The organism is uncultured Zoogloea sp., assembly GCF_937894855.1.
GTDB lineage: Bacteria > Pseudomonadota > Gammaproteobacteria > Burkholderiales > Rhodocyclaceae > Zoogloea > Zoogloea oryzae.
Genome location: NZ_CALAYQ010000092.1, coordinates 1 through 26,481, shown reverse-complemented (window position 1 = coordinate 26,481; position 26,481 = coordinate 1). Strand labels below are relative to the sequence as shown.

The following is a 26,481-nucleotide window of genomic DNA, read 5'->3' as shown; positions in this document are numbered from 1 at the left end:
AGCGGCGGACAGGGCGGGTACAAACTGTGGGCAAGCAGTGATTCAGCACCAGGCTGAAAAACCCTCCCCAATTCGTCCAAGCGTTAACAGGCGCCCTTTCCAGAGCTTTTTCAAGTGAACAAAGGTTTGAGCTAAAACGGTTTTATCGGGTTATCCACAGAAACAGCCCGAGCATAGTTAACAGTATCTTTTATATAAATAGAAAACTTATAAAACCCAGTTCTGCAGCCAGCTCGCCAAACCTGAGCCCAAAATGGGCGTTCAAAACTTTTTTGGTGTGAGGCGTTAAATTCAGCCCTGATCAGGCTGACGGCGCGATACCGGAACCGATACACTGCGCAGCTGACTTCCGGAGCGAGCCTTGCGTTTCGAACACCTCATCGAGATCAACGACCCTCTCAATCCGCTCATCGAACCCCTCAGCCGCGAACAGGTGTGGGACGGCCTGATGTACCGGGTCGACGAACCCACGGTCTTCCTGCCCGGACTGGAACGCTGTGTGATCCTGTCCCGCAGCGCCGACCGGGTCGAACGGGAACTGTATTTCGGCCAGGTCCGCATCCGCGACACGGTGACCTTCGCGCTGCACGACTGGGTGTGCTTCGAATCGGCTGCCAACGCCGAACACGCCGGCGGCAGGCTGACGATCAGCCTCGGTCAGCCCGAGCCCGGGCGGCTGTTCCTGCGTTTCACCTACGAAACCACGCTGCCCGAGGGCATGGCGCCGGGCGAATTCCTGCAGGTGTCGGAGTTCGTCAAGTCCGCCTACCGGGAATCGGATGTGGACACCGTTCGCATCATCCGGATGATCGCCGCCAACGGCCGGCCCCAGTAGGCGCCCGCCAGATCACGAAAAGACAAGAACAGCAGGAGATCCCATGACTATCGAACGACCCGCGATCCAATCCTTCCAGCCGCCGGTGCGCACCCTGATGGGCCCCGGGCCTTCCGACGTGCCGCCGCGGGTGCTTTCCGCCCTTGCCCGACCCACCGTCGGCCATCTGGATCCGAGCTTCGTCGGCATGATGGACGAGGTGAAGACGCTGCTGCGCTATGCCTTCCAGACCCGCAACGACCTGACTTTCCCGGTTTCCGGGCCGGGTTCGCTGGGCATGGAGACCTGTTTCGTCAATCTGGTAACCCCGGGTGACAAGGTCATCGTGTGCGTGAACGGCGTGTTCGGCGGTCGGATGGTCGAGAACGTGCGACGCCTGGGCGGCACGCCGGTGATCGTCGAGGATGCGTGGGGCTCGCCGGTGGATCCGGCCAAGGTCGAGGACGCCTTCAAGGCCAATCCGGACGCGCGTCTGTTTGCCTTCGTGCATGCCGAGACGTCCACCGGCGCCCTGTCGGATGCCGCAACCCTGGCGGCCATCGCCCGTCGCCACGACGCGCTGACGATCATGGACTGCGTCACGTCCCTGGGTGGCGTGCCGGTGCTGCTGGACGAGTGGGGCATCGACGCGGCCTATTCGGGCAGCCAGAAGTGCCTGTCGTGCACGCCAGGCCTGTCGCCGGTGAGTTTTTCGGAAGCCGCGGTGGCTCGCATCCGCGCCCGCACGACGCCCTGCCCGAGCTGGTTCCAGGATCTGGGCCTGGTGCTGGGCTACTGGAGCGGCGCCAAGCGCACCTACCACCACACCGCGCCGGTCAATCCGCTGTACGGCCTGCACGAATCCCTGGTGATCCTCGCCGAGGAAGGCCTCGAGGCCGCCTGGCAGCGCCATCGCGACAATCACCTGCGTCTGGCGGCGGGTCTGCAGAAGCTGGGGCTGGATTTCGTGGTGCGGGAAGACGCGCGTCTGCCGCAGCTCAACACGGTGTGGGTGCCGCAGGGCGTGGATGAGGCCGCCTGTCGGGCCCGTCTGCTGAACGAATTCGGGCTGGAGATCGGTGCCGGCCTCGGCGCCCTGGCCGGCAAGGTGTGGCGCATCGGCCTGATGGGCCACTCGAGCCGCGCATCCAACATCGCCCTGTGCCTGGCGGCGCTGGAGACGGTGATCCGCGGCTGATTCCAGCCTCCGGATGTGCCAGAGAGGCAGCCGGCCCTAGCGGGTGGCTGCCTCGATTTCTTTCCGGCGCTCCTCGGCCTGTTGCTGGGCAGCGTCGAGCTGGTTGGTGATCTGGACCTGGGCGGCCTTGGCCTGTTCGGCCTCCTGGGCCTTGAGCTTCGCGGCGGTGGCGGCGCTGCTGCCGACATCGCCAAGGCCGCAGGCGCACAGCAGCAAGGAGGCGGTGAGGGACACCACGATGCGGAACGTGGATCCGCGGCCGGATTGCGGATCTTGTGGTCTGGTTGGCATGGTTTTCTCCGGAAAAAAGGCAGGCCAGCGGCCATTCTGCGCCGTCCGGAGCGGGTTCGGGGTGGTTACCGGGAGGTGACGGTGGTGCCATGCCGGCAGCCACCGTCATCGGGGGCGGAAGGCCTTACTTCTTGGCGCCTTCGCCGCCAGCCACGCTCAGTTCGCCCTTCAGCTTGGCGATGCTCTTTTCGCCAAAGCCCTTCACGTTCTTCAGGTCGTCCAGGCTCTTGAACGGGCCGTGCTTGCTGCGGTAATCGACGATGGCCTGGGCCTTGGACGGGCCGATGCCCTTCACGCCGTCGAGGTCGGCCGGGGTGGCGGTGTTGATGTTGACCGCCGCGAAGGCGAGGTTGATGCCGGCAAGGCCGAGACCAAGGGCGCACACAAGGCGGGACAGGATGTTTTTCATGATGCTCTCCGGTTAAATGAGCTTTGTATTTTACTGTAAGAAATAACACTAAATGCAAGCGGAATTTTCATGACTGATTTCGTTGTCGCCTGCACGTCCGGCAACATTTGGAGACTGTTTTCGCCATAACCGATGGCAGGTTCGCGCGTTGAAGGGGGACATCCTCGCTGGAGCGCTCCATGAAACGCCTGATCGCCACTGTTCTCCTCGCCGCTTCCCTTGGCGGCTGCATCGTTGCGCCGCCGGCCCCGGGCTACTACGGCCATCGCCATCCGCGCTACGTGGAGCCACCGGTGGTGGTGGTGCCGCCCTACCGCGGTCACGGTGGCCCGCGCCACGGCTGGGATCGTGACCGGGGCGGAGACTACGGCCGGCGCTGGTAAGCCGCTGGCGTAAAGCTGGGCAAATTTCCGCCGGCGGAGGCGGGTTCGGGGTTATCTTTCGCCCTGAATCCCGATCGTCCTCCGCCGATGCACGCCGCCACCGCCCAGACCGCCCGTGAACACCGCCTGACCCTTGTCGAAGTGCTCGACATGCTGGTGGGCGACGGGCTTGTTGCGCAGATGGACGCCGAGGCGCTGCTGGCATCCCAGGCGCGCAAGCCGGAGGACATCCACCCGCTGCTGCTGGTGGGTCGCCAGAAATGGCCGTCGAAGCTGCCGCCCCACCGCCCGCTGGGCGCGGAGGAACTGACCGAGTGGCTGGCCGGGCGGGTCAAGCTCGATTACTACCGCATCGACCCCCTCAAGATAGACTTCGCGGCGGTGACGGCGGTGATGTCGTCGGCTTACGCGACGCGCTTTGGCGTGCTGCCGGTGCAGGTTGGCCTGCGGGAGGTGGTGGTGGCGACGACCCAGCCCTTTCTGCGGGAATGGGAGAAGGAAGTCGCCGGCATCCTGAAGAAGGAGATCCGCCGGGTGGTGGCCAACCCGGCCGACGTGGCGCGCTATCTGGTCGAGTTCTACAACCTGGCCCGCTCGGTGAAGAACGCCGTGCAGAGCAGCGGCGGCCACGGGGGCGGCAGCAGCCTGTCGAGCTTCGAGCAGCTGGTGGAGATCGGCCAGGCGAACAACCGCCAGTACGACGCCAACGACCGCCACATCATCAACATCGTCGACTGGCTGTGGCAGTACGCCTTCGAGCAGCGCGCCAGCGACATCCACATCGAGCCCCGGCGCGACATGGGCGTGGTGCGCTTCCGCATCGACGGGGTGCTGCATCAGGTCTATCAGATGCCGATGCCGGTGCTGGTGGCGATGACCAGCCGGATCAAGATCCTCGGCCGGATGGACGTGGTGGAGAAGCGCCGTCCCCAGGACGGCCGCGTGAAGACCCGGGTGGCGAGCGGCAAGGAGGTCGAGCTGCGCCTCGCCACGCTGCCCACGGCCTTCGGCGAGAAGCTGGTGATGCGCATCTTCGATCCTGAGGTGCTGGTTCGCAACATGGTCGAGCTGGGCTTTTCGGAGCAGGACGAGGCGCGCTGGAAGTCGATCTCCGGCCGGCCCAACGGGATCATCCTGGTCACCGGCCCCACCGGCTCGGGCAAGACCACCACGCTGTACTCGACCCTCAAGCAGCTCGCCACGCCGGAGGTGAATGTCTGCACCATCGAAGACCCGATCGAGATGGTGGAGCCGGCCTTCAACCAGATGCAGGTGCATCAGGCCATCGACCTGGGGTTTGCCGAGGGCGTGCGGGCGCTCATGCGGCAGGACCCGGACATCATCATGGTCGGCGAGATCCGCGACCTGCAGACCGCCGAGATGGCGATCCAGGCGGCGCTCACCGGGCATCTGGTGCTCTCGACGCTGCACACCAACGACGCCCCGTCGGCGATCACCCGGATGCTCGACCTGGGCGCGCCGGCCTACCTGCTCAACGCCACCCTGCTGGGCATCATGGCCCAGCGGCTGGTGCGGGTGCTGTGCCCCCACTGCAAGGCCGCCCACCCGCCGACGCCCGAGGAGGAGGCGATCTGGGATCACCTGGTGGCGCCCTGGAAGGTCGCCCGGCCGCCGCGCATCCACCGGGCGGTGGGCTGCATGGAATGCCGGATGACCGGCTTCATGGGGCGCATCGGGCTGTACGAAATCCTGCTGATGTCGCCGGAGATCCGCAAGGTGGTGTCGGCCGATCTCGATCTGGCGCGGGTGCGGGAGCTGGCCATCCGCGAGGGCATGCGCCCGCTGCGTCTGTCCGGCGCGGCCAAGGTGGCGGCGGGCATCACCACGCTGGAGGAAGTGGTCAAGGTGGCCCCGCCGGCCGACGACGAGGGGCACTGATCCCCGGGCAAACCGCAACTGCCGCGGCGCAGCAATTTCGGTTAGGCTCGACGGTTTCGATCTGCGCCCGCCCCTCCGATGTCCGGCTTTCTCCACCAGCTCAACCTGGCCGCGCCCTTCTTCGCGCTGGTCTTCATCGGCTACGGGCTGATGCGCTTCTCCGGTTGGCCGAAGGCGATGTCCGAGAACCTCTCGCGCTTCGTGTTCTCGGTGGCGATGCCGGCGATGTTGTTCCACATGATGAGCGACCTGTCGCGCCTGCCGCCGGTGGATGCGCGCCTGCTGATTGCCTTCTTCGGGAGCTGCGCGATCGTCTTTGCCATCGGTCGGGTGGTGAGCTGGAAGCTGTTTGGCCTCAATGGCCAGGCCCAGTCGATCTTCGCGATGGGCGGGGTGTTCTCGAACAACGTGTTCCTGGGGATCCCGCTCGCCAAGGTGGCGCTGGGCGATGCGGCGATGCCCTCGGTGGCGCTGGTGCTGGTGTTCAACTCGCTGATCCTGTGGACGCTGGTGACGATCAACATCGAATGGGCGCGCCACGGCAGCTTCTCGGTGAAGGGCTTTGCGAAGACCCTGCGCGGCGTGCTCACCAACCCCATCGTGGCGAGCATCCTGTCGGGCAGCCTGTTCGGTGTGTCGGGGCTGGCGGTGCCCGATCTGATCGACCGGCCGCTGGCGATGATCGGCCAGGCCGCCGCGCCGATGGCGATGATCGTGCTGGGGATGGGGCTGGCCGAATACGGCGTGCGTGAAGGCTGGCGGATCAGCACCGGGATTACCGTGCTCAAGCTGGTGGTGCAGCCGGCCATCGTCTGGCTGCTGGCCCGGGCGCTCGGTCTGCCAACCATGGAGACCCAGGTGGTGGTGATGCTGGCGTCCCTGGCGGTGGGCGCCAACGTGTATCTGATGGCCCGCCAGTTCAAGCTGATCGAGGGCCCGGTGGCGGGCAGCCTGATCCTGTCCACCGCCCTGTCGTCGGTGACGACGCCGCTGGCGCTGGCCCTGATGGGCGCGACGCCTCCGTGATTCGGCCCGCCGCCGCGAACTCCGCCTGCTGCAGGCGGTCTTTCCGCTTTGCCTTTCCGTGAGTCGCCGATGCCCTCGTATTCCCCGTTGAGCCGTTTCCTGCCGGCGATCGCGCTGATCGTGCTGTCCTGTACCTGGGGCTACACCTGGGTGCTCATCAAGCAGGCGCTGACTTACGCCTCCCCCTTTGCGGTGGCGGCCCAGCGCTGCGTGGGCGGCACCCTGGCGCTGATCCTCGCGGTGCGCCTGTCGGGCAAGTCGATGCGGCTGGCGGCGCCGGGGGCGACGGTGCTGATCGGGCTGGTGCAGGTGGCCGGCTTCACGCTGCTGCAGACATCGGCGCTGGTGGAAGGCGGCCCGGGCAAGACCGCGGTGCTGATCTTCACGATGCCGATCTGGACGCTGCTCCTGGGCTGGCCGCTGCTCGGCGAGCGGGTGCGCGGCAAGCAGTGGCTGGCGGCCGCCAGCACCCTGGGCGGGCTGATGCTGATCATCGAGCCCTGGAACATGCACACCAGCCTGCTCAGCAAGGCGCTGGGGCTCGGCGCGGCCCTGTGCTGGGCCGTGGGTACCATCCTCATCAAGCGGCTGCGTCAGGCCCGTCCTGTGGATCTGCTGGTGCTCACCATGTGGCAGATGATCTTCGGCTCGATCCCGCTGGCGATCATCGCCGCGGTGCTGCCCGGCGAGCCGACCCGCTGGACGATGGACTACGTGCTGATCCTCAGCTTCCTGTCGGTGGCGAGCGTGGCCCTGTGCTGGTGGCTGTGGGTGTGGATCCTCGACCGGGTGCCGGCGTGGGAAGCCAGCCTGTCGGTGCTGGGTACGCCGGTGGTGGCGATCCTGTCGTCGCGCCTCACGCTGGGCGAGGCCTTCAAGGCCAGCGAGGTGGCCGGCATCGTGCTGATCGGCGGCGGGCTGGCGTTGCTGTCCCTGTTCGGCTGGCTGGCCAGCCGGCAGGCGGCGAGGGCCTAAACCGCCCGCCCCGGAGGGCGATGTTTTCGGTCGGGGTGCGTCTGGCCTGTTCACTCCGGCGGTGTCCGTCGCTATAGTCCGCCCCGCGGTCTGTGTACCGCTTCAAGCGTGATGAGCGGGGCTGCCGTGTGCCGGCCCCGGAAACTTAAGCCGGGGCCGTTCTCCCCCGTCCCGGCGGCTGGCGTCGTGTTGCGATGCCGTTTCGAGGAGCTGTCGATGACTTCCGTGCCCTTTGCCCGGCGCGCGCTGCTGCGTGCCTTTGCCGTTTCTGCCCTGGCCGCCGCTGCCGGCGTGCCCTTCGCCGCCCAGGCCGAGGACGTCCTGCGTGTCTCGGCGATCCCCGACGAGGCGCCCACCGAGCTGCAGCGCAAGTTCGCCCCGCTGGGCGCGTATCTCGAAGCGGAAACCGGGATGAAGGTCGTCTTCGTGCCGGTGACCGACTACGCCGCGGTGGTCGAAGCCCTCGCCACCCGCAAGCTCGACATGGCCTGGCTGGGCGGTTTCACCTTCGTGCAGGCCAGGATCCGCACCGGCGGCACCGCCGTGCCGCTGGTCCAGCGGGCCGAGGACGCGAAGTTCACCTCGCGCTTCATCACCGCCAGCGACAGCATCAAGACCTTCGCCGACCTGAAGGGCAAGACCTTCGCCTTCGGCGCGCCCTCGTCCACCTCCGGCCACCTGATGCCGCGCTACTTCCTGGGCCAGGAAGGCATCAACCCGGACAAGGATTTCAAGACGGTGGCCTTCTCCGGCGCCCACGATGCCACCGTGGCCTTCGTGCAAGGCGGCAAGGTGGATGCCGGCGTGCTCAACACCTCGGTGTGGGACAAGCTGGTCGAGCAGAAGAAGGTGGATACCAGCAAGGTCCGCGTCTTCGCCACCACGCCGCCCTACTTCGACTACAACTGGACGGTGCGCGGCGACCTCGACCCGAAGATCCAGGAAAAGCTCAAGCAGGCCTTCCTGAAGCTCGACCCGGCCAACCCGGCCCACAAGGAAATCATGGCCCTGCAGCGCGCCAGCAAGTTCATCCCCACCAAGGCGGAGAACTACAAGGGCATCGAAAGCGCCGCCCAGGCCGCCGGCCTGCTGAAGTAAGGCGCGCCGCCCGGCGCGGGGCTTTCCCCGCCGGGCCGCCCAAGGATCACCATGAACCTCTCCCTCGAAGGCGTGGGCCTCGTCCATGCCAACGGCCATCAGGCCCTGCGCTGGATCGACCTGCATGTCGAGGCCGGCGAGCGGGTTGCGCTGATCGGCGCGTCCGGTGCCGGCAAGACCACCCTGCTGCGGGTGCTCGCCGCGGCCCTGCGCCCGAGCGGGGGGCGGCTGCGGATGGAGGGTGGAGACCCGTGGGCGGCGTCGCCGGCGCAGTTGCGCCGGTTGCGCGCGCGCATCGGCCTCGTCCATCAGGCCCCGCCGATCCCGCCCCGCCAGCGGGTGGTGACGGCCGTGCTGGCCGGCCGGCTGGGTCAGTGGCCGCTGTGGAAATCCCTCGCCTCGCTGGTGCTGCCGGCGGACGCCGAAGGCGCCCGGCACGAGCTGGCCCGCCTCGATCTGGCCGACAGGCTCTTCGAGCGCTGCGACCGCCTCTCCGGCGGCCAGCTCCAGCGGGTGGCCCTGGCCCGGGTGCTGTACCAGCAGCCCGATCTGCTGCTGGCCGACGAGCCGGTGTCGGCGATGGATCCGGCGCTGTCCGAACTCACCGTGGCCCTGCTCAACGAAGAAGCCACCCGCCGCGGCGTGACCCTGGTGGCAAGCCTCCACGCGGTGGATCTGGCCCTGCGGCACTTTCCGCGGGTGGTGGGGGTGAAGGACGGCGGCGTGCTGTTCGACCTGCCGGCGAGTCAGGTGACCGAGGGCCAGCTGCGCGAGCTCTACGCCGCCGAGGGCGGGCTGCCGATCGCCGGGGCACCGGCCTCGGCAATCGTCGACCTTTCGCCGCTGCGTTGCTCATGAGCGGGATGCTGTTTTTCGTGAATCCGGCTGTAGGTCGGACTTCAGTCCGACAATTCCCTGCATGCTCGACGCGTGATGTCGGACTGAAGTCCGACCTACAGGATCGGCGGAGCCAGGGGCGATGAGCGCCTCCGTCCGCGATCCTGCCGCCCTGCCCCGCTTGGGCTGGACGCTCGTGGCGCTGGTGCTGCTGTGGCCGCTCCTGCGGCTCACCGATTTCCGTCCGGCGGCGCTGTTCGACGACGGCAACCTCAATGCGATGGGGCATTTCGTCGGCGGGTTCCTGCCGATGGAGACTTCACCAGATTTCCTCGCCCTGCTCGGCAAGGCGACCATCGAGACCCTGGCGATGGCTACCGCCGGCGTGGCGGTGGCTTTCGTGCTGGCGGTGCCGCTGGGCCTCGCGATGACCCGCAGCCTGTCGGTGTCGCGCCTCGGGCCGGGGCGCGGCGGCTGGATCGGCCAGTTGCTGCGGGCGCTGGTGCGGGCCGTGCTGGCGGTGCTGCGCGGGGTGCCGGAGCTGGTGTGGGCGCTGCTTTTCGTGCGCGTCTTCGGCCTGGGCGCGGCGGCCGGCGTGCTGGCGCTGGGCATCACCTACGGCGGCATGCTCGGCAAGGTGTATGGCGAGATCCTCGAATCCACCGACGACCAGCCCACCCGCGCCCTGCTCGAAGCCGGCAGCGGACGCCTCGCGGCCTTCTGCTACGGCCTGCTGCCCAACGCCGGGCAGGAGCTGGTCTCCTACACCGTGTATCGCTGGGAGTGCGCGGTGCGCGCCTCGGTGGTGATGGGCTTCGTGGGCGCCGGCGGGCTTGGTCAGCTGATGGACCAGTCCATGAAGATGCTCAACGGCGGCGAGGCGGCGACCATCCTGGCCACCTTTCTGGCGCTGGTGGTGGCGGCCGACGCCATCTCCGAGCTGCTGCGGCGGAGGCTGGCATGAGCGTGGGCTTCCGTAGGTCGGACTTCAGTCCGACAAACCCCTGCCTGATCAACGCGTGCTGTCGGACTGAAGTCCGACCTACAGGTCATCCACTTTGCGCCGGGGGGCCGCGATGAAACCCGGCGTCACCTTCGGCGGCCTCGCCGCGATCGTGCTGGTGCTGGCGGCGGTGGCGGGTAGCTTCGCCTACCTGGACATGCCGCTGGGCGCGCTGTTCACGGGCGCCGCGGCGGGCGAGGCGGTGGCTTTCGTGCAGCGCTTCTTCCCGCCGGATCTGTCGGCGGATTTCCTCGCCAAGGTGGGCGGCGCGGCGCTGGAGACGCTGGCGATCTCGCTGGTCAGCACGCTGCTGGCGGCCATTGCCGGGGCGCTGCTGGCGATGCCGGCGGCCGGACGGCAGGGGCGGGCGGTGCGTCGCGTCGCGCGTTTCGTGTTGAATCTGCTGCGTTCGGTGCCCGAACTGGTGTGGGCCACGCTGATGGTGCTGGCGGCGGGCCTCGGGCCTTTTGCGGGCACTCTGGCGCTGGCGCTGCACACCACCGGCGTGCTCGGCCGGCTGTTTGCCGAGGCGCTGGAGAACGCCCCGCCGACCCCGGCCGAGGCGCTTGCCGGCAGCGGCACGCCGGCGGTCGCGGCCTTCCTCTACGGCACGCTGCCGCTGGTCGCCCCCCAATGGCTGGCCTACAGCCTGTACCGCTGGGAGATGAACATCCGGATGGCAGCGATTCTCGGCTTCGTGGGCGCCGGGGGCTTGGGCGGGCTGCTGTACTACAGCCTGTCCCTGTTCCACGAGGCCCAGGCCAGCACGGTGATCCTCGCCATGCTGGCGATGGCCATCGCGGTGGATGGCGCCAGCGCCTGGCTGCGCCGCAAGGCCTGATCGCGCATGCCCCTCCCGGGGGCTTTCGATCTGGATTACCCTTGGGCGATGAGTCGCCTCCATCCGCCTTCTGACCTCTCACGCCGGAGCCGCCGCTGATGCTGTGGGAAGCCCTCGGTGCCGCCCGCGATCTCGGGCGCGTCCATGACATCGCTGCGGTGCTGATCCGCTACGGCTTCGGTGATCTCGTCCAGCGCCTGGGCATGGCGCGGGCGCTGGAGCGGGCCGGCAAGGTGCTGCATCTGCGCGGCCAGGACGACATCGCCCGGCTCGAACCGGCCGCCCGGGTGCGGCGCGCGCTGGAGGAGCTCGGCCCCACCTTCGTGAAGCTCGGGCAGATTCTCGCCACCCGCGCCGATCTCTTTCCGCCGGAATGGATCGCCGAGTTCGGCAAGCTGCAGGACGCGGCGCCGGCGGTGCCCTTCGAGGCCATCCGCGACCAGCTCGCTGAAGACCTGGGCGATCTCCCCGAAAACATCTTCACCGAACTCGACACCACGCCCCTGGCCGCAGCCAGCTTGGCCCAGGTGCATCGGGCGCGGCTGGCGGACGGCACGCCGGTGGCCCTCAAGGTGCGCCGGCCCGGGATCCGCCCGGTGATCGAGGCCGACCTGCGGCTGCTGGCCCGGCTGGCCGAGATCGTCGAGGCCGAGGCGCCGGACCTGCGCCGCTACCGCCCCCGCGAGGTGGTGCGCCAGTTTGCCCATTCCCTGCGCCGGGAGCTGGATTTCTCGGCCGAAGGGCGCAACGCCGAACGCATCGCCGCGAGCTTCGTGGATCAGCCGGAGATCGTCGTGCCGCGCATCCACTGGCAATGGTCGGGCGAGCGGCTCAACGTGCAGGATTTCATCGAGGGCGTGCCCGGCCGCGCGGTGACCGCGCTGCCCGAAGGCTACGACCGCCGCCTGCTGGCCCGGCGGGGCGCCCGCGCGGTGCTCAAGATGGTGCTGGAGGACGGCTTCTTCCACGCCGATCCGCACCAGGGCAACGTGTTCTACCTGCCCGACAACCGCCTCGCCTTCATCGACTTCGGGATGGTCGGGCGGCTGCCCGAGGCCCGGCGCTACGAGGTGGCCGAGCTGCTCCACGGGCTGGTGGACCGGGACGGCGGGCTGGTCACCCAGGTGCTGCTGGGCTGGAGCGACGCGGCCGAGGCCGACAGCGTATCCCTGCGCGCCGACATCGACCGCTTTGTGGATGAGTACCACGGCGTGCCCCTCCGGCAGCTGGATTTCGGCGCCATGCTGGGCGACGTGGTGGGCATCCTGCGGGAGCACGGCCTCGCCCTGCCCCCGGATCTGGCGCTGATGATCAAGGCCTTCATCACCCTCGAAGGCCTCGGCCGCCAGCTCGACCCGGATTTCGACATTGCCGGCGAGGCCGCGCCCTATCTGCGCGAGGTGATCCTCGCCCACCACGCGCCGGACGCCATCGCCCGGCGCGGCTGGCGCGGGCTGGTGTCAGTGGCCGACCTGCTGGCTGGGCTACCCCACGATCTGGCCCGCCTGCTGCGCATCGCCCGACGGGGCAGCCTGAAGCTGGAGGTGGACGTGCCGCCCCTGAAGGCCTTCGGCGACCAGCTCGACCGGGCCGCCAGTCGGCTGACGATGGGCATCGTCACCGCCGCGCTGATCGTCGGCTCGTCCATCGCCCTCACCGTCAATCGCAGCGATTCGGTGTCGCTGATCGGCCTGTTGGGCTTTGTGGGCGCGATGCTGGGCGGCTTGTGGGTGCTGGTGTCGGTGTGGCGCGGCGGGCGCTGATCCGGCCCGGCAAGGTTTTTCTGACCGAAGACAGGAGGAGCGGCAATGTCGAATCCGATGCTGAGCGGAAAACGGGTGCTCGTCACCCACGCGGACCAGTTCATGGGGCCCGTGCTGTGCGACGTGTTCGAGCGCCACGGCGCCGTGGTGATCCGCGATACCGATCCCCTGCGGGCGCCCGGTGCTGTCGAGGCCTTGGTGGCCAGGGCCGGGCAGATCGACGCGCTGGTGGCCAATCTGGCGATCACCGCGCCCACCACCGCGGTGACGGACGTGACCGACGACGAGTGGCAGGACTGTTTCGCCGCGCTGGTGCATCCGCTGGCCACCCTGTGCCGGGCGGTGCTGCCGGCGATGATCGAGCGGCGTGCCGGCAAGATCCTGGTGATGGGCAGCGCCTCGGCCCTGCGCGGCATGAAGCGCGCGTCCAGCTACAGCGCCGCCCGGGGCGCCCAGCTGGCCTATGTGCAGGCGGTGGGCGTGGAAGTGGCGCCCCACAACGTGCAGGTCAATGCCATCGCCCAGAACTTCGTCGATAACCCCACCTACTTCCCGCCCGAAGTGCAGGCCAACCCGCGCTTCCAGGAACGCCTGAAGCGCGAGGTGCCCCTGGGCCGGCTGGTGGGCGCCAACGAGGACGCCGAGTTTGCCGCCTACCTGTGCAGCGACGCCGCCAACTGCTTCGTGGGGCAGGTGTTTCCGGTGTGTGGCGGGTGGGTGCCGCGCTAGCCGCTGCAAGTCTGGCTGCCCGTTATTGAGATAGGTCGTGTTGTTGCGGGTTGGATGCAGGTGGTTCAATGACTACAGAATTACGTTTGGTGTGGCTCAGAGTCCCGTAAAGTGACGTCATTAAGATAAGTGTTTTCGCTTTATCGTTGGGGCTAATACAAGCTTCCCGTCTGCTTTGACTTCGAGTACCTGAACGCGAATCGGCATTCCTAATGAGTAATCCGTTTGTCTGTATTTTTCGAGAAAAAATTTTTGTTTGTGAACAAGGCCTTTGTTATTGCCGATTCGGACGAATAGTCCGTAATCCTTTATACCAGTAATGATCGCTTCGCATTTCTCTCCGACTTTTAAATGTGCGTCACTAGCCATTGGGAGTGCTTGATCTATTGCTGGCGCGAGTTCCAGTCCTCTGTCCTTCTGCCCAAGCACTTTCACCTGCATCGAACTTCCTTTTGGGTGCATGGCCCGGAATTCTGAGAAGTTTGAACATTGACTTGAATGTAGTAGCCCTGTCCTAGGGTAGATCTCTACGATTAAGCCGTAGTCGCGCTGGTCTAAAACCTTCCCTTCGTGGATGTCTCCCACCTTGATGTCGATCGGCTTCTTAATTCCGACCTCAACATAATCCTTCGATGGATTAATTATGAGGACAAAGAACTCCATTTTTGAGCCTTTTTCAAGGCGAAGGCGGTGGTTATTATTTAGCCATCGTGCCATTAGTCCTATTTCAAGTTCGACCGAAAAAAATTGGTCTCTTTTCGCAGTAATAACGCCTTGAATTGGCCTGTTTGTAATCATTGCTTCGCGCGCATATCTCCATGCTGGCGCGGTAGTTCGGTTGGAAACCGAATGTGCCAAACCCTGTATTTTTATTGGAAAATCCGATTTTTTATTTTTTATATTGCTGAGGACTTGATCAATTATTCGCCAATGCCCGTTGTTAGGGCAGGCTATTAACCGTCGAGCTAACTCATCGGACAGTTTCAATGACGCGGGGTGTTGAGGTGCATTTGCAATGAACTTTGCAGCTCGGATCAACCAACCTGGTTCATTGACTCCTGTTCTAGCTAGGTGTAGTGCGGCAGTGTCGAGAAAGGAAGTTTCAACGTAGGAGTGGTCTAGTAGTGTTTCACAGACAAGACACCAGTCAGCCCGACTACTTCGTCCTTCCAACCACTGATGCCCTTGCTGCAGCAGGGCCATCGAGGTCAGTCTGGATGGAAAATTAATTGCGTGCGCCAACAAATCTCGCCAAATGTGGGTCCACTCGGGGCGTTCTTCGCGCCCGATGAGCCATTGACAACCGAGACGGAATAGATCGTGAAGACCTTGTTGCGAGGGCAACAAAGTTGCGTTGGCGATTAAATCTTGCCAGACGTGGGCCCAATCAGCACGAGTTTCCCGGCCTGAAAGCCAGCTGTGACCTATTGTGAGTAGATCGATGAAGGTCTGGGAGGATGGTCGTGACCGGCAGTTAGCGATCAAACTTTGCCAGACGTGTGCCCAATCAGAGCGACCTTCGTTGCCTGTGAGCCAGCTGTGCCCAATAAGAATTAAATCGTCGAGAACCTGCGGTGATGGCAACGTCGCGGCCTCAGTAAGTAAGTCTTGCCAGATAAAGGTCCAGTCTGGGCGCTCTTCACGTCCAGATAGCCAATTACGACCAATTACGCGCAACTCTGCGAGTGTTAGTGAGTCTGGCAGTGCCGTAGAACTAGCACGTAAGGTCTGCCAGACGTGTGTCCACTCTGCGCGATCCTCATGCCCTTTGAGCCAGTGGCGCCCACGGGATAGCAGATTCTCTAGTAGGGGTTGTGATGTCGGCAGTACCAAGTCTAAGTTAGCAGAAAGCAAAGCTTGCCAAACGTGTGTCCACTCGGCACGTTCTTCACGCCCGTCGAGCCAATGCCCCCCGAGCGCTAATAGATCGATACGGGTTATTGAGTGTGGCAGCGACTGCGGATTCTCAAGCAGGGTCTGCCATACGTAAAACCACTCAGCGCGTTCCTTATGATCTGAGAGCCACCGATGGCCGAGGATTAGCAGATGAGCTAGTGCTTGAGACTGCGGCGGTTCCAAGTGATTTTTGAGCAAAGCGCGCCAAACGTAAAACCATTGCGGCGCATCTTCTCTTCCGGCGAGCCACTTGTGGCCAATAGATAGCAAATCACTGAGGGGTATAGTTTGCGGGATGGCTGAAGCGCACTCGAGCAAGGTTTGCCAGATGTGGGTCCATTCTGAACGCTCTTCGCGCCCGATGAGCCAAGCTTTGCCGAGAGATATCAGCTCATTAAGGAGCAATGTCGGCGGTAGCTGTTGGGCAATGGATAGTAGGTGCTGCCAAACATACGCCCATTCGCGGCGGTTCTCATGCTTCGAAAGCCAGTTTCGACCGAGTCTGAGTAGATCGCTGGAAGCCTTTGATGGAGATTGAGTTTTCGCGTTATCTAGCAGGGATCTCAAGACATACGGCCATTCGGCACGTTCTTCGCGACCGGATAGCCAGTCATTGCCCAATGATGAGAGTTCGGCTGCCACTTCGTCACGCTGTTGCGCGAGTCCGAGCAGGTCTTCCAGAACATAGGCCCAGTCAGGCCCGTCGTGTTCGGCATGAAGCCTGCGTAGACCTAGCGCCAACACTGGATCGTTCTCCCAGTTTTCAGCCTCTTGTTCTGGCAGTAGTTTTTTCCAGACGTAATGCCAATCGGGCCGACGAATGCTTCGCTCTAACCAGTGCAACCCTATAGTGCGCCAAGGATCGCTTCCACCTGAACTAGTTAAGCATTCTTCCCAAATTAATGACCACATTTGGTGCTTGAGCCGCACGGGGTTCGGCAAATGAGTCCTTGCCCACTCAAGCAATGCCGGACGTTCTGATATGCGGTGTGCAAGGCGCATCCAGCAATATGGCCAGACTTCTAATGCCTTATCAAGCTTTGCGAGTGCCGCATCAGCCAGATTGCCGCCCAGTGTCTCTTCGATTTCAGGATGACGCTGTGCCCAAGAAGCCCAGCATGTCGCTATGACAGCTGTGTCGTCGTGGGATAGAGTGAGGCTGGTGTGTTTATTCCACTCTTCAGCACAGTTTCTTGATAAGTGTGCGTCATTTGCGATAGTGAGTCGCTTTCCAACAAGACCATTGTCCGGCTCCGAGAACAAACGTAGTAACTGAACTATTAAGCGAGTATTTCGTTCTTCTAGGGAGCGTCGGAAGATAGCTATGAGGTCGTTGGTGTATGCCTCGATATTGCCGGGTTTGCGAAGTGCTAGGTAGAGCGCGTCGGCAAGATGCGGATGCGTCAGTCGGACAATTTGCCCCTTTTCTCCGGTGTCAAGTAAACGAAAGTCCCCGTCCAAATTTAATGAGGTGAGCTTTTCGCGGTCGCTTTCGCTTAGCCAGTCGTACGGCGCACGTAGATACAGGCGATTTAGGGCAAGAGGCAGTCTTAGCGCATCATCAAGATCATTAATCCGTACTCGATCTGCAAACCGTCGTGCAAACTGGCGTAAATCTCCGTGAGTTAGTTCGACAGCCAGTGAGATGAAAAGCCCACCGTCGTCTTCATGCGTTTGCTCGAATGCGGGGCCAAGTTGAGGAGTCCGTCCGGTGCGTTCCTGATACCACTCACCAATCGCTTGTGACTCGCTTCCTGCGATGGGGGGCACAATTTCGCGGTGAACCGCGAATCCTCTATAGCGCGAGTCCTCCTCGAATGCTTCAGCAAATTCCGTTGGGCCGCAGGTGAGGATCAGGGGCCATACCCGGTAGCCGCATTCGTCGATGAACGTGCCAAGGCTCTCCAGATCAAGCCGGGTGCGCGCGTCGCGATCGTAGAGGTCGTCGATTGCGATGAACTCCGGGCAGAGTTCGGCGGGAACTTCGGCGAGGGCGCGTAGGGCGGGTTCCAGTTGTTCCGCGCGTCCGCCCAGCCACAGCACACGCCTGCCGTCGAGGACGAGACTTTCGACCAACTGCAGCATGAGTACGCTCTTGCCGACACCGGAACGTCCGGCGAGCCAGAACACGCGGGCGGCGCATTGAAGATCCCGATGGCGGAGGTCGGCGCGTGTGAGCAGGTTCGCCAGCATTGCATCGCGCCGTTGGGGGCGAGGCATGTATTGCTGGTCGCGCAGCCGTGCAAGAGTTATCTCGCGACCGATCTCGAGGGTGGGGCTGGGATCGGGATTCGGTGCGAAATCCTGGGCGGTCAACAGCGCGCCCGGATGTGTTGCAGAGCGCCGAAGCTCAGCATAGCGTTCGCAGATGTCATCGCGGACGCGTTGGGCGTCGGCTGCGCTCGTGGTGCGCCCGAGCGCCCGATCCAGTGCGAAACGGACAAAACCGTATGGATCGCTGAGGGTGTTCCAGACTGCGACGATGGAGCGCCAGCCGGGGTCGGGTTCGATGCGGGGAGGATGAAGCCGCCCATCGGCAAGGAGCTGCCGTACCGTTGCGTAGGCGGGGTGGTTGGCTGGCAGGGAGGTCCAGTCAATGGGGTTACCCTGGGAGGCGATCAGCTCGAACTGTGCTCTCGGGTGCCAATCTGGATGGGTCTGCTGGAGAAATTGGTCGATTGCGAGGAGTTCGTCCGCCGCATCCTTCAGAGTTGCCGTCGTCAGCGTCCGCTTGGCCTGGATGCAGATTAGCCTGTCGTCGTGTGTGCGTTCGGCGAGATCGGAGAGGGCTTCGAGAAAGACCTGTCCCGCAGTTTCTACCGCTCGATCGTCCCGGCCCAGGGATTCCACGAGGCGGGCCACATATGCCCGCAACTGGTAGTTGAATCCGGCAAGCGCATAGATGCCGCCATGGGCCCTGCGCGGCTGGATCTGCCCGTAATCCGAAAGTACGCCAACCAGGTCTGTCATGAGAAATCGATTGGATAAAAGGACGGAAATCCTCCAGCGAGTTCATGAGGACTTCAGGTTTGCCTTGCGGCGAGCCTATGGTTGCAGGCCCATGTCGATCATTCGAGTCGGATAGCCTTGCCGAGACAGGATGTTACCAGCATCCGTCAGCTATTTTGAGAAGGTCGTTACTGGCTTCTAATGTCAATTGGATTGCTATCCTGACCGTGTCGCCACTAGAATGCCGGCCGCACCATGGCGTGCATTTGACATATATCGACAACCGCGAGGAGGCGTTTTCCCATGTCCCAGAATCTGGTTTCCCTGTCCGTATCCGACGAAGCGATGAAGGAGATCGAGGCCGCCCTGGCCTCGCTCGAGAAACACCTCGACGGGCTGATCTCCCTGTCGGTGGCGGAGCGCGGCGAGCTGGTGAAGATGGGGCCGAAATCCGAGACCTTTGCGCGCAAGGCCCACGATGTGCTGGTGCAGAGCCCGGACATCCTGCCGCGCTCGTTCTCGGTGGAGGAGTTTGGGGCCGACAACCGGGCGCTGGACCAGCTGCGGCCGGTGTTCCTGCGGATCACGGCGCTGGCGGGGCGGGCGGAGGATACCGAGATGGCCCTGGGCAGCGACATCATGAACGCGGCGCTGGATGGCTACCGTTTTGCCAAGTCGGCGGGCAAGGGCACGGCGCTGGACGAGCTGCGGGCCCACGCGGCGGTGCGTTTTGGCAAGGGCGGGCGCGGCGCAGGGGGGCCGGCGGCGTCCTGAGGGGGAATGCCGGGCCCCGTTGCGGCGGGGTCGGACCTTTGACCACCAGTGTTGGCAGTCAGACTGCCAGCACTGGCAGTTCGAGGTGCAGGCGTGGCAGTTTCAGGTGCAGGGTTGCGGGTTTGAGGCGCACGCATGGACCTCTGAGGTGCAACGCCGGACCTCAGAGGTCCATGCATGCAGGTCGGAGGTCCGACCGTGCACCAGAAAGGGGCACGGTTGCCGGTCTGAGGTCCGCGTTTGCGGGTCGGACGTGCAGGGTCGGATGTTCGAGGTGCAGCGCTGGCAGTCTGAGGTGCAGGGGTGGCAGTGGGTGGCCCGCCACCGTCTGCCGGCCGCTCACCACATCAGGTCGTCCGGCACCTGGAAGGCGGCGTAGGGGTCGTCTTCGTCCACTTCGGTGCTGGCTTTCTTCACGCGGACGACGATGTTCGGGTCGCGTTCGGCGATCTTGTCGGCGATGACCTTGGGCACCAGCTCGGCGCTCTCGCCCTGGCAGACGATCACCAGATGCCCGGCGACGATGTGGGCCTGGACGGCGGCGGAGACGTACATCCGCTTGATCTTGCCGTCGTGGGTGTAGTTGTAGGCGATGTCGCCGCGGCCCTTGTCCTGGCGGTTCTGCTTGACCATCTGGATGATCTGGGCGGCGATGGCCTTCTGCAGCGCGGCGGCGTCGCGCTGGGCGTTGAGCTCGCGGGCGCGCTCGGCGTTCTTGCGCTGGGTTTCGAGGGCGGCGAGGCGGGCTTCGTCGACGCTCTCGGTGCCGGTGCGGCGTTCGATCTTCTTCTGCCGGGCCTTGTCCTGGTTGGTCTGCTTGACCTTGTTCTTGTCGACCAGGCCGGCTTTCAAAAATTGTTCCTGCAAAGAGGCCATGTGTGCGCCACCCCGTGAGATGAAGTTGGCCGGCGCGGGCTGCGGTGCCGGCCGGCGGGAAGGCGGCAGGATAGCAAAAATGCGGGGGCTGCCGCCCCTGGCGACGCCGGCTTACTTCTGCTGCAGGATGTTCATGCCCGCCGGCACTTCGTCGGCGTCGATGTAGGCCACCGCGCCGGGATTGGTGCGGACGTAGGCGATGACTTCGGCGCTGGTGCGCAGCTCGACCGGGGGCGAGCCGAGCCCGACGAAGCGGCGCACCGTCCAGTAGCTGGTGTAGTGCTCTTCGTCCTGCCCCAGGAAGGTGGCGAGGAAGCGGGTGCGCAGCGGGTGGCCGGCGGGCAGGTTGATGGGGCTCACCGATACGCCGCGGATCTCGACCACCTTGCCGGTGAAGAGGCGCCGGATGACGGTGGTGTCGACCCGGGGCAGCGGGTCGTGGCTGATGATGGCAATGCCCTCGGCGCCCGCCACCGGGGCGATCAGCAGGAGCAGGAGGGGCAGCAGGGGCCGCAACAGGATGGTGTGCCGGATCATGTTCGGCACCTTCAGAAGACGAAGCTGTACGAGAGGGACAGTACGTTGAAGCGCTGGTGGCTCGCGCGCTCGCCGGCCGGGGTATCCACCAGGCTGGAGGCGGCGCCCACGTGGGTCTGGCTCCACTCGGCCTTGAGCTTGCTGGTCGGGGTGAGGGCGTAGGCGGTGCCGATGCTCCAGGTGTATTGGTCGTAGGCGCCGAAGGCGTCGGCGCCGGATTTCTGCATGGCGGTGATGAAGCCGGTGGGGTCGGCGGCGGCCGGTATGGTGGGGTTGTCGAGGGCCCGGTGGAGATCCAGCTGGGCGCCGCTGGAGCGCAGGCGCGCGTGATAGACGTAGGGCGTCCACTGGCCGATCCGCTTGCGCAGGGCAAGGTAGCCGCCGGTCATGTTGAAGACGCTGGGGATGTCGAAGGTCTTGCACTGGACGGCCTCGCCCGCCAGGCGGAAGCCGTTGCCGATGCCGACGTCGGCGCCCAGGGCGAGCACGCTGAGGCGCATCTCTTCGGGGCCGCCGGGGACAAGGTTGTAGTAGCTCACGCCGGGTGCCGGCGTCTCGAGGGTCGGCACCACCCACCTGTCACCCGAGCGCTGCCGGTCGCGTATCTGGTAGTAGGTGAACTTGTAGACGTCCTCGTCCCGGTGGAAGGCGAGCGACAGCCCGCGGACCTCCAGCGTGATGGGCAGGTAGTAATCGCCGGCCGGGCTCATGCCCAGGTAGCTGGTGCGGAAGTACTGGCGCCAGTAGCCGTTGTTGCGGCCCCAGTAGGCCTCGAGGCTGATGTCGCCGCTGTCGGTCGCCCAGGTCTTCAAGGCCGACCCGCCGACGAAATCGACGATGGACGACAGGAAATACACTTCGGCGGGGAGCCGGGCGTAGTCGAAGGTGGTGCCGACCTCCATGTTCTCGGCGTGGAGGTAGCCGGGGATGCGCAGCTTGCCAGCGCGCAGCTGCCAGTCGTTGCTGGGCCGCCACGATACGAAGGCCCAGGCGAGGGTTGCGTCGAGGCGGTCGTCGGTGAAGTTGGCCGGGGCCAGCCGGCCCTGCAGCGTGGCGCTCCATTCGGGTGAGACGCGGATGTCGAGCTGTGCGCCGAGCACGCTGTCGCGCAGGAAGGTGCCGTTGTCGTCGATGCTGCGCTGATAGGCGAAGGGATGATCGGAGCGGGCGTAGCCCAGCGTGCCGAACACGGCGGTGGAGTAGTCGACGGCAGAGGCCGGCGCCGACACGGCGATGGCGGCCAGCAGCAGGGCGGTGGGCGTTCTCATGGGCAGGACTGGATGCGGTGCGGGTTGCCCGCTCGGGGACGGGATTATCCGTGCTGCCGCCGATTCCTGCATGGCTTATGCGCCGGGGGTGCGCCGGATCGTGCCCGGCCCGATCCGGCGGATGGCGCTGCGTCAGGCGCCGTCGTGGTTGCTCTGGTGGAAGACGTGTTCATCCACCGGCCGACCGCCGACGAGGTGCTCGTGGATGATGCGCTCCATCACCGCGTCGGTGACGCCGTAGTACCAGGTGCCGTCGGGTTGCACGCACAGGATCGGGCCGCCCTTGCAGGCGGCGAAGCAGGCGGTGCGGGTGCGTTTGATGCGGAGCTCGCCGGCATCGAGCCCGGCGGCCTTGAGCCGGGGCCCGAGGCTGTCGAAGAGGGCCTGGGCCTGGCCGTCGGTGGTGCAGCGGGGGCCGGTGCACACCAGCAGGTGGCGGCGGTAGGCGCCGATCCGGGGTTTGACGGGATCGCTCATGCGTCGGCTCCGGTGGGTTCGCCGGCGGGCTCGGGGGCGAGGGGTTCGGCCAGCAGGGCGGCGATGTAGTCCTCGGGCAGCCGGTGGAGGGCGGCCAGCTCGGCGGCGCCGAGGCCGCTGGCGAAGAGGCCGGCGAGCCAGCCGTCGAGGCCGGTGGAGAGTGATCGCCCGGCCTGCTCGCCGGCGTGGGTGGTGCCGCTGTCCACGTCGTACTTGTTGCTGTAGCCCCGCGGCGTGACCATCAGCCCGTGGCGGATGAAGGTGTTGGAGTTGCCGATGAGCACCGTGGAGAGCATGCCGATGTCGCACTCGGTCATCTTCTCGAGGGTGGTGAATTCGATGCGCTGCTTGGGGCGGTAGGCCGACTTGACGATGGCGACGGGGGTGTCGGGGCGGCGGTGGCGCTGGAAGAGCCGGCGCGCTTCGACGATCTGCCGGGTGCGGCGGCCGCTCTTGGGGTTGTAGAGGGCGACGACGAAATCGGCGTGGGCGACGGCGTCGAGCCGGCGGGCGATGGTCGGCCACGGGGTGAGCAGGTCCGACAGGCTGATGGCGCAGAAGTCGTGGGTGAGCGGCGCGCCGACCAGCGCGGCGCAGGTGTTGAGCGCCGAGGCGCCGGGGATGATCTCCACGTCGATGCCGCTGTCGGGCGTCCACCCGGCCTGGAACAGCACCTCGAAGGTGGGCCCGGCCATGCCATACACGCCGGCGTCGCCGGAGGAGATCAGCGCGACCTTCTTGCCGGCGCGGGCGCGCTCGAAGGCTTCGATGGCCCGGTCGAGCTCTTCGGTCATCGACTTCCTGATGACTTCCTTGCCGTCGAGCAGGTCGGCCACCAGGCGGATGTAGGTGACGTAGCCGATGACGGTGTCGGCTTCGGCGATGGCCGCGCGGGCGCGGGCGGTGAGGTGGGCGTGGCTGCCGGGGCCGAGGCCCACCAGCATGATCCGGCCGCCGGACGGGGTGGAGGTGTCGCTCATTGGGGAATCCTTGCGATGGAGACGGTGGCGTTGCGGCCGTCGGGGCCGCGGAACTTGAGTTTTTCGACGATCAGCTGATCCATGCCGGCGCCGGCCGCCAGCAGCGCGGCGGCTTCGGAGACCGAGGGCGTGCCGGTGTATTTGCGGACGGTTTCGGAGGGGTGGGGCACCGGTACGGCGGCCAGCGCAGCGGCGGGGTAGAAGCGGATCGTCCAGCCCTGCCAGTCGGCCAGGGCGTGCAGGCCGGGCTCGTCGGCCTTGAGGTCGATGCTGGCCACCGCGGCCACGTCGGCGAGGCTGGCGCCGCAGCGGGCGAGGGCGTCCACCACCGCCCACACGAGGGTGGTGGCCGGGGTGCCCCGGTCGCAGCCGAGGCCGAGGGCGATCGGGCTGCTCACCGGATCACCCGCAGGGCGCCCCGGTGGGGCGGTAGATCACGCGCTTGCCGGCGAGGGGCGCGGCGAGGGCGGCCGGCAGGGGCCGGTGGCTGATCCACAGCACGGCGCCGAAGCGGGCGATGTCTACGTCCTCGAGGCGGGCGAAGCGCTGCAGGTTGGCCGGCAGGGGGCCGCTGCGGCCGTTGGCGTGGCCGCGCCACCAGTCGTCGCTGCCGCTTTCCTGGACGAGGGCGACGGGTTCGTCGTTCACCACCGCGGCGCTGGCGCGGACGATCTCGTCGTGGCTGGCTTCGAAAGTCCAGCCCAGCTCGCGGCCGAGGAGATCGACGGCGAGCGTCTGGCGGGCGTCGGAGGCGGTGGTGAGCACCACGGTGGCGTCGAGGGCGTGGGCGATCTGGCCGGCCAGGGCGTTGGCGCCGCCCAGGTGGCCGGAGAGCATCGGGATGACGAAGCGCCCGGCCTCGTCGATGACGACCACGCCGGGGTCGGACTCCTTGCGGCCCAGGTGGGGCGCGACCAGCCGCACCATCGCGCCCAGCGACACGACGGCGACGATGCCGTCGAAGTTGGAGAACAGGATGGGGATCTGCTCGCCGGTCTTGCCGGCGTAGCAGCTGGCGGCGCCAGGGGCAGCGGCGTGGGCTTCGGTGGAGAATTTCTCGGGGGCGAACAGGCGCGCGCCGGGCAGCGCGGCGACCACGTGGCCGGCCAGGGCGATGCCGTGGCGGGTGATCGAGACGACGGCGATGCGTTCGTGGGGGAAGGGCAGGTGTGGATTCATGGGTGGGCGGGGAAAAAGTGAGGTGGGGAATCAGGCCGGCTCGGCGGCGCGTTTGCGGCAGCCGCGGCGCAGCTCGCCGCGCACCCGCTTGGGGTTCTGCACGAGGAGCAGGGAGAGGTAATTGACCTTTTCGCCGGCAAGGCTTGCCACGTCGCGGACGATGCGTTCGTCGGGTGAGCCGACCTTCTCGATGAAGCAGCTGGTGGCGAGGAGCCCGCGGCGGGCCAGCAGGGCCAGCACCTCGTCGAGCAGCGGCTTGACCTTGAGCAGCACGAGGGTGTCGAACTCGTCGAGGAGGCGCTCGATCACCGGCACGCCGTAGGCGGCGGGGATGACGGCGAAGGTTTCGTCCTCTTCGGCAAGGGTGAGCCCGGTGCCGGCCGCGGCGGCGGCGAAGGACGACACACCGGGGATGGTTTCCACCTCCACCTCGGGGGCGAGCTCGCGCACCACCCGGGCGAGGTGGCCGAAGGTGGAGAAGGTGGAGGCGTCGCCTTCGACCAGGAAGACCAGATCGCGGCCTTCGCGCAGCAGCGCGACGGTGCGGGTGGCGGCGCGGCTCCACGCCTTGGCGAGGGCCACCGGGTCGCGGGTCATCGGGAAGACCAGGGCTTCGGCGTCGGCGGGGATGGCGAGGCCGCCGCGCTCGACGATGCCGAGGGCGTAGGAGGATTCCTCGGCTTTCTTGACCGGGTAGAGCCAGCGGGCGTCGCCGTTGAGGCAGGCCCACGCGCGGCGGGTGATGAGCGCCGGATCGCCGGGCCCGAGGGAGGCGCCGATCAGGCGGCCACAGGTGGGGGTGGTCATGGGGCGTCCTTTCGGGTGGAGACGATCCACACCGGGTTGTGGGCGGCGAGGCGGTGCATGTCGAGGATGGGCTGGCTGCGGGAGGCTTGCAGCTGGACCACGTCCCACTGCGCGCCGGCATCGCCGAGGGTGGCGGTGGCGGTGGCGAGGTTTTCGAGGGTGACGAAGTTCATCACCAGCCGGCCGCCGGGGCGCAGGCGGGTGAGGATGAGGCGGATGAGCCCGGCGAGCTCTCCGCCGGAGCCGCCGATGAACACGGCGTCCGGGTCGGGCCAGGTGTCGAGGCCGTCCGGCGCCCGGCCTTCCACCAGGGTGTAGTTGCTGGCCTTGAGGAGACGGGCGTTGTCGCGGGCGTTGGCGGCGTCGGCGGCGTTCTTCTCGATGGCCCACACGTGGCCGGCGTGGGCGATGCGCGCGGCTTCGAGGCCCACCGAGCCGGAGCCGGCGCCGATGTCCCACACCCGGCTGTCGGGCCGCAGGCCCAGCCTGGCGAGGGACAGGGCGCGGGCTTCCTGCTTGGTGATGAGGCCTTTCTCGGGGGTGCGCTGGACGTAGTCGGCATCGTCGAAGCCGAACACGGCGCGGGGCTCGGGCGGCGTGATGCGCGTGAGCACGACGATGTTGGGGTCGGGGAAGCGGCGTGCGGCGGCGTCGGCCAGCGGCAGGTCGGCCACCACGCTTTCGTCGGGCAGACCCAGCCTGGCGGCCACCGAGAGCTGGAAATCGGCGCCGTGGCCGGCGGCGATCAGGGCCCGGGCGATGCGGTCAGGGCTGTTCTCGGGGCTGGTGAAGGCGCCGATCAGGGTGGCGTCGGCGGCAGCGCGCACGAGGGGGTAGAGCCCGTGGTCGGGCGTGGCGCCGGGCATCCATTCGCCGGCGTCGCGGCTGTGCACCGAGACGATCCGCGCCGCCTGCCAGGGCCGCTTGAGGCGGGCGAAGGCGAGCTGCAGGGTCGAGGCGGCGGGCAGCACCTCGACCCCGTCCGCGCCGAGCCGGCCGATGAGGAAGGCGCCGATGCCGTGGCACAGGGGGTCGCCGGTGGCGAGCACCACGCAGGGCTGACCGGCAGCCAGCGCCGCACGGACCCATTCGGGGACACGGCCGAGCTGGCCGTCCATCGCCCGTTGTTCCACCCGGGAGGGAAGGTGGGGGGCAACGAGTTCAAGCGTGCGGCGGGCGCCGATCAGCAGGTGGGCTGTGCGCAGGCGGTTGCGGGCGGTTTCGCCCAGCCCGGCCCAGCCGTCGTCGAGGATGCCGATGAGGGCGCAGGGTTCAGACAAGTTCGTGTTCCTCCACGGTGACGATGGGGACGCCTTCGAAATTGCAGGCGAGCACGGTGAGGCGGTGGGGGCCGGGGTAGCGCTGGCGCAGGCTGCGGATGGCCCGCTCGGCGAGCGCCCGGTGGAAGGCCACCGCCAGATCCAGTTCGGCCAGCCTTTCGGCGGCGAAGCGGGCGGTTTCGGCGGCGCGGA

General features: G+C 66.2%; 25 protein-coding genes and 1 pseudogene. 13 read left to right on the top strand and 13 right to left on the bottom strand.

All coding sequences use genetic code 11. From position 1 onward, the window contains the following. The first annotated feature begins 361 nt into the window (after positions 1 to 361). Together Q0672_RS11785 and Q0672_RS11780 are read left to right on the top strand one after the other, a co-directional pair. Entirely contained in the window at positions 362 to 835 is a 474-nt protein-coding gene (locus Q0672_RS11785; protein ID WP_298622391.1) for an SRPBCC family protein, read from the top strand. Between the two features lie 43 nt (positions 836 to 878). Continuing rightward, positions 879 to 2,012, top strand: coding sequence for an alanine--glyoxylate aminotransferase family protein (locus Q0672_RS11780; protein WP_153162324.1), 1,134 nt, complete (start codon positions 879 to 881; stop codon positions 2,010 to 2,012). A gap of 36 nt (positions 2,013 to 2,048) precedes the next feature. Here the strand turns inward: Q0672_RS11780 and Q0672_RS11775 are convergent, their stop codons facing one another. Together Q0672_RS11775 and Q0672_RS11770 are read right to left on the bottom strand one after the other, a co-directional pair. Then, positions 2,049 to 2,303 carry a hypothetical protein gene (locus Q0672_RS11775; protein WP_298622388.1) on the bottom strand — a complete coding sequence of 85 codons (255 nt, stop codon included), beginning with the start codon at positions 2,301 to 2,303 and terminating at the stop codon, positions 2,049 to 2,051. Between the two features lie 124 nt (positions 2,304 to 2,427). Further along, a complete protein-coding gene (locus tag Q0672_RS11770; RefSeq protein ID WP_153162323.1) occupies positions 2,428 to 2,712 on the bottom strand; it encodes a helix-hairpin-helix domain-containing protein in 285 nt (94 codons plus the stop codon). Positions 2,713 to 2,891: 179 nt separating this feature from the next. Here Q0672_RS11770 and Q0672_RS11765 point away from each other — a divergent pair, with 179 nt between their 5' ends. The 10 genes from Q0672_RS11765 (at position 2,892) to Q0672_RS11720 (ending at position 13,266) form a co-directional block, all read left to right on the top strand. After that, positions 2,892 to 3,095, top strand: coding sequence for a hypothetical protein (locus tag Q0672_RS11765; RefSeq protein ID WP_298622384.1), 204 nt, complete (start codon positions 2,892 to 2,894; stop codon positions 3,093 to 3,095). A gap of 87 nt (positions 3,096 to 3,182) precedes the next feature. Then, positions 3,183 to 4,994 carry a GspE/PulE family protein gene (locus Q0672_RS11760; protein WP_298622382.1) on the top strand — a complete coding sequence of 604 codons (1,812 nt, stop codon included), beginning with the start codon at positions 3,183 to 3,185 and terminating at the stop codon, positions 4,992 to 4,994. Positions 4,995 to 5,072: 78 nt separating this feature from the next. Further along, positions 5,073 to 6,020 carry an AEC family transporter gene (locus Q0672_RS11755; protein WP_298622380.1) on the top strand — a complete coding sequence of 316 codons (948 nt, stop codon included), beginning with the start codon at positions 5,073 to 5,075 and terminating at the stop codon, positions 6,018 to 6,020. A 69-nt stretch (positions 6,021 to 6,089) separates the two neighbouring features. Next, positions 6,090 to 6,995, top strand: coding sequence for an EamA family transporter (locus Q0672_RS11750; protein ID WP_298622378.1), 906 nt, complete (start codon positions 6,090 to 6,092; stop codon positions 6,993 to 6,995). A gap of 216 nt (positions 6,996 to 7,211) precedes the next feature. Further along, complete coding sequence (locus Q0672_RS11745) at positions 7,212 to 8,093, top strand: putative selenate ABC transporter substrate-binding protein (protein ID WP_153162318.1); 882 nt, start codon at positions 7,212 to 7,214, stop codon at positions 8,091 to 8,093. Positions 8,094 to 8,144: 51 nt separating this feature from the next. Continuing rightward, the gene (locus tag Q0672_RS11740) at positions 8,145 to 8,951 is read left to right on the top strand and encodes a phosphonate ABC transporter ATP-binding protein (RefSeq protein WP_298622375.1); all 807 of its coding nucleotides are present in this window, start codon (positions 8,145 to 8,147) and stop codon (positions 8,949 to 8,951) included. 121 nt (positions 8,952 to 9,072) lie between these two features. Then, on the top strand, positions 9,073 to 9,894 hold the full coding sequence (locus Q0672_RS11735) for an ABC transporter permease (protein WP_153162316.1): 822 nt from the start codon (positions 9,073 to 9,075) through the stop codon (positions 9,892 to 9,894). 112 nt (positions 9,895 to 10,006) lie between these two features. After that, positions 10,007 to 10,774, top strand: a complete 768-nt coding sequence (gene phnE / locus Q0672_RS11730; protein ID WP_298622372.1) for a phosphonate ABC transporter, permease protein PhnE — start codon at positions 10,007 to 10,009, stop codon at positions 10,772 to 10,774. Between the two features lie 98 nt (positions 10,775 to 10,872). Next, positions 10,873 to 12,537, top strand: coding sequence for an AarF/UbiB family protein (locus tag Q0672_RS11725; protein WP_298622370.1), 1,665 nt, complete (start codon positions 10,873 to 10,875; stop codon positions 12,535 to 12,537). A 45-nt stretch (positions 12,538 to 12,582) separates the two neighbouring features. Beyond that, positions 12,583 to 13,266, top strand: coding sequence for an SDR family oxidoreductase (locus Q0672_RS11720; RefSeq protein WP_298622368.1), 684 nt, complete (start codon positions 12,583 to 12,585; stop codon positions 13,264 to 13,266). 120 nt (positions 13,267 to 13,386) lie between these two features. Here the strand turns inward: Q0672_RS11720 and Q0672_RS11715 are convergent, their stop codons facing one another. After that, the gene (locus tag Q0672_RS11715; RefSeq protein WP_298622366.1) at positions 13,387 to 18,132 is read right to left on the bottom strand and encodes a S1 RNA-binding domain-containing protein; all 4,746 of its coding nucleotides are present in this window, start codon (positions 18,130 to 18,132) and stop codon (positions 13,387 to 13,389) included. Positions 18,133 to 18,414: 282 nt separating this feature from the next. Between Q0672_RS11715 and Q0672_RS11710 the strand changes: the two genes are divergently transcribed. Continuing rightward, on the top strand, positions 18,415 to 18,885 hold the full coding sequence (locus Q0672_RS11710; RefSeq protein WP_298622364.1) for a hypothetical protein: 471 nt from the start codon (positions 18,415 to 18,417) through the stop codon (positions 18,883 to 18,885). 339 nt (positions 18,886 to 19,224) lie between these two features. Here the strand turns inward: Q0672_RS11710 and Q0672_RS11705 are convergent, their stop codons facing one another. From Q0672_RS11705 to Q0672_RS11660, 10 genes and pseudogenes are all read right to left on the bottom strand, one after another. After that, entirely contained in the window at positions 19,225 to 19,761 is a 537-nt protein-coding gene (locus Q0672_RS11705) for a DUF2058 domain-containing protein (RefSeq protein WP_298622362.1), read from the bottom strand. 111 nt (positions 19,762 to 19,872) lie between these two features. Further along, the gene (locus Q0672_RS11700) at positions 19,873 to 20,298 is read right to left on the bottom strand and encodes a hypothetical protein (RefSeq protein ID WP_298622361.1); all 426 of its coding nucleotides are present in this window, start codon (positions 20,296 to 20,298) and stop codon (positions 19,873 to 19,875) included. 11 nt (positions 20,299 to 20,309) lie between these two features. Further along, complete coding sequence (locus Q0672_RS11695) at positions 20,310 to 21,566, bottom strand: hypothetical protein (RefSeq protein WP_298622359.1); 1,257 nt, start codon at positions 21,564 to 21,566, stop codon at positions 20,310 to 20,312. Between the two features lie 132 nt (positions 21,567 to 21,698). Further along, positions 21,699 to 22,043 carry a (2Fe-2S) ferredoxin domain-containing protein gene (locus tag Q0672_RS11690; RefSeq protein ID WP_298622357.1) on the bottom strand — a complete coding sequence of 115 codons (345 nt, stop codon included), beginning with the start codon at positions 22,041 to 22,043 and terminating at the stop codon, positions 21,699 to 21,701. After that, positions 22,040 to 23,023 carry a precorrin-3B C(17)-methyltransferase gene (cobJ, locus tag Q0672_RS11685; RefSeq protein ID WP_298622355.1) on the bottom strand — a complete coding sequence of 328 codons (984 nt, stop codon included), beginning with the start codon at positions 23,021 to 23,023 and terminating at the stop codon, positions 22,040 to 22,042. Before cobJ ends, Q0672_RS11690 begins: the two co-directional genes overlap by 4 nt. Continuing rightward, positions 23,020 to 23,421, bottom strand: a complete 402-nt coding sequence (locus tag Q0672_RS11680; RefSeq protein WP_298622354.1) for a cobalamin biosynthesis protein — start codon at positions 23,419 to 23,421, stop codon at positions 23,020 to 23,022. Before Q0672_RS11680 ends, cobJ begins: the two co-directional genes overlap by 4 nt. A 4-nt stretch (positions 23,422 to 23,425) precedes the next feature. Then, positions 23,426 to 24,202 carry a cobalamin biosynthesis central domain-containing protein gene (locus tag Q0672_RS11675; RefSeq protein WP_298622353.1) on the bottom strand — a complete coding sequence of 259 codons (777 nt, stop codon included), beginning with the start codon at positions 24,200 to 24,202 and terminating at the stop codon, positions 23,426 to 23,428. 30 nt (positions 24,203 to 24,232) lie between these two features. Next, entirely contained in the window at positions 24,233 to 25,009 is a 777-nt protein-coding gene (gene cobI / locus Q0672_RS11670; protein WP_298622352.1) for a precorrin-2 C(20)-methyltransferase, read from the bottom strand. After that, on the bottom strand, positions 25,006 to 26,289 hold the full coding sequence (gene cbiE, locus Q0672_RS11665; RefSeq protein ID WP_298622351.1) for a precorrin-6y C5,15-methyltransferase (decarboxylating) subunit CbiE: 1,284 nt from the start codon (positions 26,287 to 26,289) through the stop codon (positions 25,006 to 25,008). The genes cobI and cbiE overlap by 4 nt, the downstream gene beginning before the upstream one ends. Beyond that, a pseudogene (locus tag Q0672_RS11660) lies at positions 26,282 to 26,481 on the bottom strand (cobalt-precorrin-5B (C(1))-methyltransferase); the annotation flags it as partial. The gene cbiE and the pseudogene Q0672_RS11660, both read right to left, overlap by 8 nt.